Annotated in this window: 12 protein-coding genes and 1 pseudogene; 9 read left to right on the top strand and 4 right to left on the bottom strand. The window is 32.0% G+C overall.

Going from position 1 to position 10221, the window contains the following annotated elements:
- From ACN4EE_RS07970 to pgeF, 4 genes and pseudogenes are all read left to right on the top strand, one after another.
- Window positions 1–408, top strand: a pseudogene (locus tag ACN4EE_RS07970) (Uma2 family endonuclease); the annotation flags it as partial.
- 29 nt (window positions 409–437) lie between these two features.
- Window positions 438–1106, top strand: a complete 669-nt coding sequence (locus tag ACN4EE_RS07965; RefSeq protein WP_431705884.1) for a Uma2 family endonuclease — start codon at window positions 438–440, stop codon at window positions 1104–1106.
- Window positions 1107–1133: 27 nt separating this feature from the next.
- Window positions 1134–1823, top strand: a complete 690-nt coding sequence (locus tag ACN4EE_RS07960; RefSeq protein WP_431705883.1) for a Uma2 family endonuclease — start codon at window positions 1134–1136, stop codon at window positions 1821–1823.
- Window positions 1824–1896: 73 nt separating this feature from the next.
- Window positions 1897–2682, top strand: coding sequence for a peptidoglycan editing factor PgeF (gene pgeF, locus ACN4EE_RS07955; RefSeq protein WP_431705882.1), 786 nt, complete (start codon window positions 1897–1899; stop codon window positions 2680–2682).
- Between the two features lie 10 nt (window positions 2683–2692).
- Here pgeF and gshA read toward each other — a convergent pair whose 3' ends face one another.
- The gene (gshA, locus tag ACN4EE_RS07950; protein ID WP_431705881.1) at window positions 2693–3847 is read right to left on the bottom strand and encodes a glutamate--cysteine ligase; all 1155 of its coding nucleotides are present in this window, start codon (window positions 3845–3847) and stop codon (window positions 2693–2695) included.
- 305 nt (window positions 3848–4152) lie between these two features.
- On the opposite strand from gshA, the gene ACN4EE_RS07945 reads away from it, so the two are divergent.
- Genes ACN4EE_RS07945 through ACN4EE_RS07935 form a run of 3 tightly spaced genes read left to right on the top strand, consistent with a single transcriptional unit; the run spans window position 4153 to window position 4988 of the window.
- Window positions 4153–4488, top strand: coding sequence for a type II toxin-antitoxin system RelE/ParE family toxin (locus tag ACN4EE_RS07945; protein WP_431705880.1), 336 nt, complete (start codon window positions 4153–4155; stop codon window positions 4486–4488).
- Complete coding sequence (locus ACN4EE_RS07940) at window positions 4488–4814, top strand: addiction module antidote protein (RefSeq protein WP_431705879.1); 327 nt, start codon at window positions 4488–4490, stop codon at window positions 4812–4814. Before ACN4EE_RS07945 ends, ACN4EE_RS07940 begins: the two co-directional genes overlap by 1 nt.
- 15 nt (window positions 4815–4829) lie before the next feature.
- Entirely contained in the window at window positions 4830–4988 is a 159-nt protein-coding gene (locus tag ACN4EE_RS07935; protein WP_431705878.1) for a hypothetical protein, read from the top strand.
- Window positions 4989–5006: 18 nt separating this feature from the next.
- On the opposite strand, the gene ACN4EE_RS07930 is transcribed toward ACN4EE_RS07935, so the two are convergent.
- From ACN4EE_RS07930 to cdf31, 3 genes are all read right to left on the bottom strand, one after another.
- Window positions 5007–5783, bottom strand: a complete 777-nt coding sequence (locus ACN4EE_RS07930; RefSeq protein WP_431705877.1) for a DUF1868 domain-containing protein — start codon at window positions 5781–5783, stop codon at window positions 5007–5009.
- 142 nt (window positions 5784–5925) lie between these two features.
- The gene (locus ACN4EE_RS07925; protein WP_431705876.1) at window positions 5926–6435 is read right to left on the bottom strand and encodes a cupin domain-containing protein; all 510 of its coding nucleotides are present in this window, start codon (window positions 6433–6435) and stop codon (window positions 5926–5928) included.
- A gap of 142 nt (window positions 6436–6577) precedes the next feature.
- On the bottom strand, window positions 6578–7507 hold the full coding sequence (gene cdf31, locus ACN4EE_RS07920) for a CDF family zinc efflux transporter Cdf31 (RefSeq protein WP_431705875.1): 930 nt from the start codon (window positions 7505–7507) through the stop codon (window positions 6578–6580).
- A gap of 158 nt (window positions 7508–7665) precedes the next feature.
- On the opposite strand from cdf31, the gene ACN4EE_RS07915 reads away from it, so the two are divergent.
- The gene (locus tag ACN4EE_RS07915) at window positions 7666–7845 is read left to right on the top strand and encodes a hypothetical protein (RefSeq protein WP_431705874.1); all 180 of its coding nucleotides are present in this window, start codon (window positions 7666–7668) and stop codon (window positions 7843–7845) included.
- A 144-nt stretch (window positions 7846–7989) separates the two neighbouring features.
- The gene (locus ACN4EE_RS07910) at window positions 7990–10050 is read left to right on the top strand and encodes an AAA family ATPase (protein ID WP_431705873.1); all 2061 of its coding nucleotides are present in this window, start codon (window positions 7990–7992) and stop codon (window positions 10048–10050) included.
- Window positions 10051–10221 lie beyond the last annotated feature (171 nt).

The following is a 10221-nucleotide window of genomic DNA, read 5'->3' as shown; positions in this document are numbered from 1 at the left end:
GAATATTACATCTATGATCCCGATCGAAATGTTTTGACAGGATTAGAAAGAGAAAATGGCATTTTAACCTTTATTGAAGATATTACAGACTGGATAAGTCCAAGATTAGGCATTCGTTTTGTGTTAACAGATGAGACTCTTAAAGTCTATTATCCTGACGGGCAACCTTTTTTAACTACCATAGAATTGACGGAAAAAGCAAATAAAGCTGATTTAGAAGCACAAAAAGCTCAATTACAAGCTCAACAGGAAAAACTACGAGCTGATGAAGAAAAACAACGGGCTAATCAAGCTCAATTACAAGCACAACAGGAAAAACTACGAGCCGATCGAACACAATTAGAAAATGAAAGATTACGGCAATTATTACAACAGGCAGGGATTAATATTCCTAATGACTATAATTAACATAAAACTAATGAGCGAAATCTTGACTTATGAAAATATCACTCGATCGAAATATAGTATATCCAGATAGTGATGGTAAACCCATGGCAGACAACACCAAACAATTCCGTTGGATAGTATTATTCAAGGAAAACTTAGAATGTTTATTCGCAGATAATCCCAATGTATTTGTAGCAGGGGATTTGCTATGGTATCCAGTAGAAGGAAGTCCAGAAATACGAGTTGCCCCTGATGTGTTTGTAGTGTTCGATCGTCCAAAAGGCGATCGAGGTTCATATCAACAATGGAAAGAGAATAATATTACCCCTCAAGTGGTGTTTGAAATTCTCTCCCCCGGCAATACCTATAAAGAAATGGTGAAAAAACAGCAGTTTTACGATAAGTATGGAGTGGAAGAATATTACATTTATGATCCTGATGATAACGAATTAACAGGATTTCAACGCATCGAAGGTAATTTAGAGTTAATTGATAATATCACAGACTGGACAAGTCCCAGATTAGGTATTCGTTTTGTGCTAACAGAAGATACCTTAAAAGTATATTATCCCAATGGGCAACCCTTTCTTACTACTATAGAATTTAATGAAAAAGCTACCCAAGAAAAGTTACGAGCCGATCGAACACAATTAGAAAACGATCGATTACGGCAATTATTACAACAGGCTGGAATTGATATTCCTGATGACTATAATTAACAATAACGATGAGATGAGGGAAATCTTATGACATTATCACTCGATCGAAATATAGTATATCCAGATAGTGATGGTAAACCCATGGCAGACAATACCAGACAATTCCGTTGGATAGTCTTATTCAAGGAAAACTTAGAATGTTTATTCGCAGATAATCCGAATGTATTTGTAGCAGGAGATTTACTTTGGTATCCAGTAGAAGGAAGTCCAGATATTAGAGTGGCACCCGATGTATTTGTAGTTTTCGATCGTCCAAAAGGCGATCGAGGTTCATATCAACAGTGGAAAGAGAATAATATTACCCCTCAAGTGGTATTTGAGATTCTCTCCCCCGGCAACACCTATAAAGAAATGGTGAAAAAACAGCAGTTTTACGACAAATACGGAGTAGAGGAATATTACATCTATGATCCCGATCGAAATGTTTTGACAGGATTAGAAAGAGAAAATGGCATTTTAACCTTTATTGAAGATATTACAGACTGGATAAGTCCAAGATTAGGCATTCGTTTTGTGTTAACAGACGACACCTTAAAAGTATATTATCCCGATGGACAACCCTTTCTTACTACTATAGAATTAACACAAAAAGCTCAACAGGAAAAACTACGAGCAGATCAAGCTCAATTACAAGTTAATAGAACACAATTAGAAAACGATCGATTACGTCAATTATTACTACAAGCGGGAATTAATATTCCTGATGACTATAATTAACGATGAGATGAAGAAAATTAGAAATCGATCGATTACGTCAACTATTACGAGATTCAGGTAAAGAAAATTAATTATGAGTAACCCTACTTCTTCTGCGTGGCAATGGCAAGAAACAGACAACGGTAACTATCTTACTTGTCAACTGTTAAAAGATTGGCAACACGGCTTTTTTTCCAGTCATTTTCAAGGCAAACCTCCCGAAATTTTAGTCAACCATCTCAACCCCAAGGCTTCTACCTATCGTCTTAAACAAATTCATAGCGATATTGTCCATTATACGGATAAGGTAGATGTGTTAAAGCAAGAAACGGATTTAGTGCAAGGAGATGGCATTATTACGGAAAAACCCTTACAATCGGTGTGGGCGGCTAGTGCGGATTGTACACCAGTACTAATAGCCGATCGAGGTACGGGAAAAGTCACCGCTATTCATTCGGGATGGAGAGGTACAGCTAGTAATATTGTACCAAAAGCGATTCAATTATTAAAATCTCAAGGTAGTAAAGAAGAAAATCTCTTATTTGCTCTAGGTCCTGCTATTGATGGTAAAGTATATCAAGTCGATAAATTGGTGGCGATAAAAGTTTTAAAAACGATTATCACAGGAGATTTAGAAGATGATTTAATCTTAGAAAAAGCCTATCAGTTTACTAATAAGCCTATTCTTCCAGACACAGAAAAAGATAAGGTAAAATTAAACGTTACTCAAGTAATTAACTTACAAATTCAAGGGCAAAATATTCCCATTGACAACATTTCGATCGCACCTTATTGTACTTATCAAACTCCTGAATATTTCTTTTCCTATCGCCGTACCAAAGAAAAAAATGTACAATGGTCTGGTATTGTTTCTTCTTAAGTTCAATACTTTAAGCTATCAATATTTGTTCACATAATTTGTCTTCTAAATCTTTTTCCTCTTGTTTGACAGATTCGATCGAACTTTGGATAATTTCTTCAATAGATAAACCTTGTTCATATTGTTGTAACCATTTTTGAGCCTGATTACCCTCTTCTAAAATTTTGTAAGCTGGAGTGAGAAAACAAGCAAATCCTCTGGCTTTAGCAATGGGATATAATTCGCTAATCAACTCCTCTAGCCAGTCTTTAGCAATGATTTGACTACCATCCTGCCAACGATACAATAAAGCCGTTAAACTTTTTTCACTCACCGCTTGTTCATTATATTTCGTAATTCTCAGTAATTCTTGTTCTAAATCGCCTCGATCGATGGTACTTTGTTGTAAAGGATCAAGGGTATCATCATTTAAAATTTGGGCTATTCTTGCCTCTAAAATCGCCGTTATAGCTAACAAATGAATGGGGTTTAAAACTAGATCACAAATTCGTAACTCTAGTCGATTCAAACTGTAAGGACGATTATCTCCATTGGGTCGCACAGAACACCACAAATGACGGACATTTTGCATTGTACCCAAAACCAACTGTTGTTTTGTCCATTCTATATAATGATTATGGCTATGGAATAGGGGTACATCTTGAGGAGTATGAGGAAATAAACGCCAACGGGTAGAGTGATTTCCCGTCACTTGATTATCGAGGAAGGGAGAGGAGGCGCTTAAAGCCAACAATAAAGGGGCTTCTACCCTGATTAAACGATAGGCTTGAATTAGTTTTTCTGTGTCTTCTATACCGATATTGATATGAATACTCGCCGTAACGATTTTTGTATGGTAAGTTTGTTCAATATAATCATGATAGTGATTATCAGGATCAGATCTGAAAAATTTGCTACTATTTCCTAAAGATAAAGTACTCCCCGGTATAATCGTATAGTCTCCCAAGGTTTGAAGATACTGTCTTAAGTCTCTACGAGGGCGCAATAATGCACATAGGAGTCGATCGTAATTACACAAAGGAGCAGTAGTATATTCGACATTTCTACTATCAGGCTCTCGCACAAAACCATGTAAATCCTTAACAATTTGACTAGAAAGCCCGACTACCTCACCTTTATTTGTGCCTGTATAAACTTCGACTTCAAAACCTTTTGATAACAGCACCCTTTATCTCCTATTGCGATTAAACACTTTAATTATAAGCTAATTTGTATCCCACATTCAGCACGTCATTTTATAGTCAATAAGCAATTAAATATTATCCAAAAAATTAAACAATAGGCATCTCCATAAATCGGGCTAGAAGCCCGAAATACTGTTCAAAAACCATAATTTTTGGAGAAGTCTAATATCGTAGCAATTCTTTTTTAATTTGGTATGATTAGGATAAAAAACTAGATTGAAAATTACTATGAAAAAATTAATTCATAGGACTTGACATATATTCGCCTATAGGCGAATATAAAGAGGTGAGCAAATATGAACTAGAAATATACACCACTGACAAAGGAGAAATTCCTTTTCAAGATTGGTTAGAAAGACTCAAAGATAATAAAGCACAAGCAAAAATTGCGGCGAGATTGAGGAGAGCCTCTTTTGGCAATTTTGGTGATTATAAAATCATTAAAGGTGCAAAAAATATCTTTGAGATGCGTGAACATTACGGTTCAGGCTATCGAATATTTTACAGCATTATCAATAATAAAATAATTCTTTTACTTGCTGGGTCAACAAAAAAGAAACAGAATGAAACAATTATCAAGGCGATTGAATATTTTACTGATTATCAAAGGAGGAAAGAATAATGACACACTCACCTAGTAGTCCATTTGAATTGTCTCAACTGCAATGTTTACAAGATCGTGAAACTGCGGCTATCTACCTAGAAGAATGTCTTGCTGATGGAGATATTGAACTATTTCAAGCGGCTCTTCAAGATGTAGCTAAAGCCCAAGGAGGTGTAACTGCTATTGCTCAAACAGCCGAATTAAATAGCACTAGCTTATATCGATCTCTTTCTAAGACGGGCAAACCACAGTTCAAAACTATTTCCAAAGTTTTATCAGCTCTGGGTATGCGTATGTCTGTAACTTTAAAGAGTGAAGAAAATGCACCGGATATAATAAGCTAGAGGAGAAAAATAAGTGTGGGTAAAATTGTTAAAGCAATTAGGAATGCAGAATTAAGAATTAAGAATTACTTATTACCCATTACCTCCCCTCATTTATCACAATACTTTTTCAGCAACACCTACTTATTATTTTATGATGGAGGCGATGCTCAATGTATTCAGCCTATACTCTAAATTCTACATTTTAAATTTCTAAAGGGTTATGGTTGCCCATTCGGGTTGACGAATAAAATTAATCATATTAGTAAATTTTCTTAATTCAAACTGTTTTAATTCAAAAAGATGATCAGATTTTTCTATCCATAAATCATTGACTTCTTTAATCACAGATTCGACTTTATTTAAGTCAATATTTTCATCAATTTTATTAAAGTATCCTAAAGTAATATGAGCGACAAAATCGTATTGTTGTTCAATACCTAGTTTGATAATTTGCTCATTTTGATAAATTAATTGACGTAGTTGAATTATCGGCTCATAACTATTTTCAGTCGGGGCAAGACATAAGGCAATCGCCCTCGGAAAGATTGATAAACCAATAACTTCTAAGCATAATTCTAAAGATTCTGTTTTAGTAATAGCATTGTTATATTCTGAAAAAATTTTACCTATTTCTGAAATTAAAATATTGTCAAAATCAGGATTTTCTTTCACCGCATTAGTATAACTTTTCTCCCAGATTAAATCCGCTAAGGTTAAATGGAAACTTTCTTTCGGTAAACCCAAGAAAAAATCAGAGCCTAATTTTTCTACTAAGGGAGATAATACATCTTCTAAATTATGATAAAATTCTTTATTATAATTATCTTCTGTATAGGGTGGAGTAATAACACTATATCCGGGGAAATCTACGGGTTTTCCTTCTACAAATTTAGGCGACGACTGAATATTTTTTAACTGTTGTTTATAGTTGGAGGGTACAGTCATTTGTACAACTCTATTTATATAATTTTGATAATTTCCATCCATTTTTGTTGTCCTTTTTTATATTTATATAGCGAAGATTATGGGGGTTTATTTTGACAAGATTTATAATTCTAGTTTATAGTTGATCAATATTATAAATTTATCTGCTTTTTCCTGTCAATCAATCTTTAAAATTTACTTATGGCTATTTATGGCTATCACGGGTAAACTTCGTAATAATTTCTGTTAAATGAGGATATAATGTAACTAATTGTGTTCGATCGGCTAGGGTAAAATCAGCAAAATCAAATCCCGGAGATACAGTACAACCAATTAAACTATAGGAGTTGGGTTGACTAACATGAGCAGCAAACCAACAATCATGGGGAATAACTAACTGTAAAACTTCGTTTTCTTCGGGGTTATTTCCTAGTTTAAATTCGTGATATTTTCCTTCAGTATCGATGACATTAACTATTAAAGTTGTACCGCTATAAAAATGGAAAATTTCGTCACTTTTTAGTTTATGAAAACTAGAAAATTCTTTATCTAATAAAAGATAATAAATCGCTGTACTAACATTTCGACAATCATCATATCTTGTCAATAATTTATCTTGATTAATAATATCTTCACTGCGATAGGTTTCTCGATAGTATCCCCCTTCAGGATGTTTTTGCAGGTTTAGTTTTTCAATCCAATATTTTCCGTCCATTGTTAATCATTACAACTAATTTTTATCTAATATACCATTATCCTCTCCGTTCGATCGAAATTTTATATTAATAGAAGACATTTAATAGAGTTTTTCATTAATTGTGGAAAGTGGAAAAAGAGATTTTAAAAATTATGCCCTTCTAAATATATTTTTGATTATTATCATAGGTAATTTGTGAGGATTGATATTCTAAAGGCTCAATATGAATTAAGACACGCACTGGAGCAAATTTTTCTTCAAGTTTTGCCTCAATTTGTTCAGTTATATCATGGGCAATTTTAACATTTTCACTATTAACAATAACGTGCATTTCAATAAAAACTTGTCTTCCTAATAATCCCCTAGATGCAATATTATGACAGTTAATTACTCCATCTACTCCCATGACTATTTCATGGATTAATTCAGGGGCGATTGCCATTTGATCAACTAACCAAGGTAAGTTATTTTTTAATACCTCCCAAGCACTTTTTATCACTAAAATAGCAACAGGAAAAGCTAATAAATAATCGAGGGATTGTAACCAAGGCAAATTCCATGCTTCCGATTGCCAAACTCCTATCAAACCAAACAATACACTAATTGTTATCCATACATCACTCATGGTGTGAGAGGCATCCGCAATTAAAATATTACTACCTAATTTTTGACCTACTTTTCGCTCATAAAAAGCCACAAAAATATTAATACCTAAAATAATAATTAAAACCCATAATTCAGCACCTCCAATGTTAACAGGTTCACCACCAAAAATTATTCTACTAACGGCACTGCTTAAAATTTCAAAACACGCAATACCTAAAAATGCAGATATACCCAAAGCTCCAATAGCTTCAAATTTTTGATGTCCGTAAGGGTGATCTCGATCGGGAATTGGGGATGAAAGTTGATTGGTTACTAAACCTAAAATATTATTGGCACTATCAGTAACACTATGCAAAGCATCAGCCTGTAAACTTAATGAACCAGTCATTGTACCAACTACGGCTTTTAAAATCAACACAACGATATTCAAAATTAAGGTAATAATTAATACCTTACGAACTTTTTTTTGCTTATTTTCAACCATTATAAATCATTAGGTATAACAAATTAATTCTTAATTTTTATTCTAAATCTTTTTCATTTTTTATAATATTAATTTTTGTAAATTAAGTTGAGATTAAAATTACATTTTAAAGAAAATAATTTATAATAAAACTAATTTAATTATTGAGAATAAATATCATGATTAATCATAATTATTATAACTTAGATAAAATTACTGAACCTATAGCTCAAGCTAAACCAAAAATTCGCTCGATCGTGGAGGAAGTGCTACAATTAGAAAAAGATCGATTATCCCAAAAAAATACTCGTTATATTAATGATGATGTGTTGAATATAATTAAAAAAAATATACAGTAAAGAATTAAGAATTAAGAATTAAGAATTAAGAATTAAGAATTAAGAATGAATAACTGAGTCAAAATTAATTGTTTCATAGTTAAGCATAAGTGATATAATTGTAATTATGATGAGCCGTTAAAATTATTGATCAGCTATTTTGAGATGAAAATTATTAGTGTACAGTTTTTAAATTTTAGACAATTTTATGGTAAAACTCCGATAATTTATTTTGCTAATGGAGAAAAAAACACGACTATTATTCATGGTAATAATGGTGCAGGAAAAACTACTATATTAAATGCTTTTACTTGGGTATTTTATGAAAGATTTACTTCCGCTTTTGCTTCTCCTGAATTATTAGTTAATAAAAAGGCTATTTATGAGGTAGAATTTGGCAGTTCGATCGAATGTTTTGTCGAGATAATATTTGAGCATGATTATAAAACTTATCAGTTAAAAAGAAAGTGTTTTGCCCATAGAAATAAGGATAATAAAATAGTTATTAATCAACCTCAATTATACATGATGGTAGCTGGAGATGATGGAAAATGGCAACATCCTCTTGAGTCACCGATGGATATAATTGAAAGAATTTTACCTCGTAGTTTACATCAATATTTCTTTTTTGATGGAGAACATATTGATCATCTTTTTCGAGTAGAAGAAAGGCATAAAATTGCGGAAGATACGAAAGAATTAATTGGGGTAAAAGTTTTAGAAAGGGCAGTTTCTCATCTAAAAAATGCCCAAAAAAGTTTAAAAGATGAGTTACATAGCTTAGGAGATATAACTATTAAAACACTGGTTAAGCAACAAAAAGAACAGGAAAATTTACGGATAAAGTTAAAAGAAGATGAACATTTATTAGCCTCAAGATTAAGTCAATTAGAGTCAGAAAAACAAAATCTTTCTAATCAAATGATGGCTATGTCTGGCATTGAAAATTTACAGCTATTAAAACAAAAATTATTACAAGAGGAGAAAGAAGTTAGAAAAAATCTAGTCAATACTCAGCAAATTATCAAAAAAGAAATTTCTACTAGAAGTTATTTAACATTTTTGGGAAGTTCGATCGAACAATTTAAAGTTATTATCGAAAATTTAAGGGAAAAAGGGGAATTGCCCAGTGGTATAAAAAAGCAATTTGTTGCTCAATTATTAAAACAAAATAAGTGTATTTGCGGTACAGAATTATATGCCGATAATGAGGCTTATCAAGAAGTAGAAAAATGGATGAATATAGCTGGAAATAGTGAAATAGAAGAAGCATCTATTCGTTTAGAAACTCAAGTTAATAGTATTGAATCTCAGGAAAAAAACTTTTGGATAGAAATAAATAAACATCAAGAAAATATTAATAATTGGCGCTATCAATTAGGCAACATTGAAGATGAATTAGAAAAAATCAATCAACAATTAAGGCAATATCCCGATCGAAATATTCAAGAAACACAAAAACAATTAGATAATATAGATCAACATATTCGACAATTAACCTTAAATCAAGGGGAAATTAACTTACAATTAGAAACCATCGAAGAAGAATTAATTAACCTAGAAAAACAAATCAAAAAACAAGAAGTTAAACAAGAAAAACAGGCTTTAATTATCAGAAGAATTGATGCCAGTGAAGAAGCCATAAAATGTATTAATGAGGTACAAAAACGTTTAGAAAATCAATTCAGATTAGCCTTAGAAAAGAAAGTACAAGAGATTTTTAATTCAATTTCTTTCACTCCTTATCAACCTCGTTTAAACGAAAATTATGAATTAAATTTAATCGAAAATACATCAGGAATTGCTTTGTCTGTTGCGCCTTCTACGGGAGAAAATCAAATCTTGAGTTTATCTTTTATTGGTGCTATTATTGACATGGTGAGGGAATGGTCAAAACAGAGTAGTTTAGTCGGTTTAGACTCTAGTAAATTTCCCATAATTATGGATTCTCCCTTCGGCAGTTTAGATGAAATTTATCGCCGTCAAGTAGCTAAATGTATCCCACAATTAGCCAATCAATTAGTAGTTTTAGTCACCAAAACTCAATGGCGAAATGAAGTAGAATCGGAAATGAATCCTTATATTAATAAACAATATATTCTAGTATATCGATCGCCCAAACAAGACTGTCAAGAGGATTTTATTAACATTAATAACCAACAATATCCCCTAGTTAAAAAAAGTGATAATCAATTTGAATATACTGAAATTATTGAAGTTAATTAAGAGTTATTGAATGAGGTATTTAATTAAAGTAATAAAATGTTATTTTAGAATAGATTTTAGTTTATATATCAATAAATAATAGCTATTTATCAATAACAAAGATAAAATGAAAAAACACCCTAATAAAGAAATAAAGAAATAAGGAAAGTAATAGAGGAGGCATTAAAACAA

The organism is Geminocystis sp. CENA526, from assembly GCF_050753365.1.
In the GTDB taxonomy this organism is placed as follows: domain Bacteria; phylum Cyanobacteriota; class Cyanobacteriia; order Cyanobacteriales; family Cyanobacteriaceae; genus Geminocystis.
Note: the sequence above shows the minus strand (reverse complement) of the source record. Positions and strands in the feature narration are given on the sequence as shown.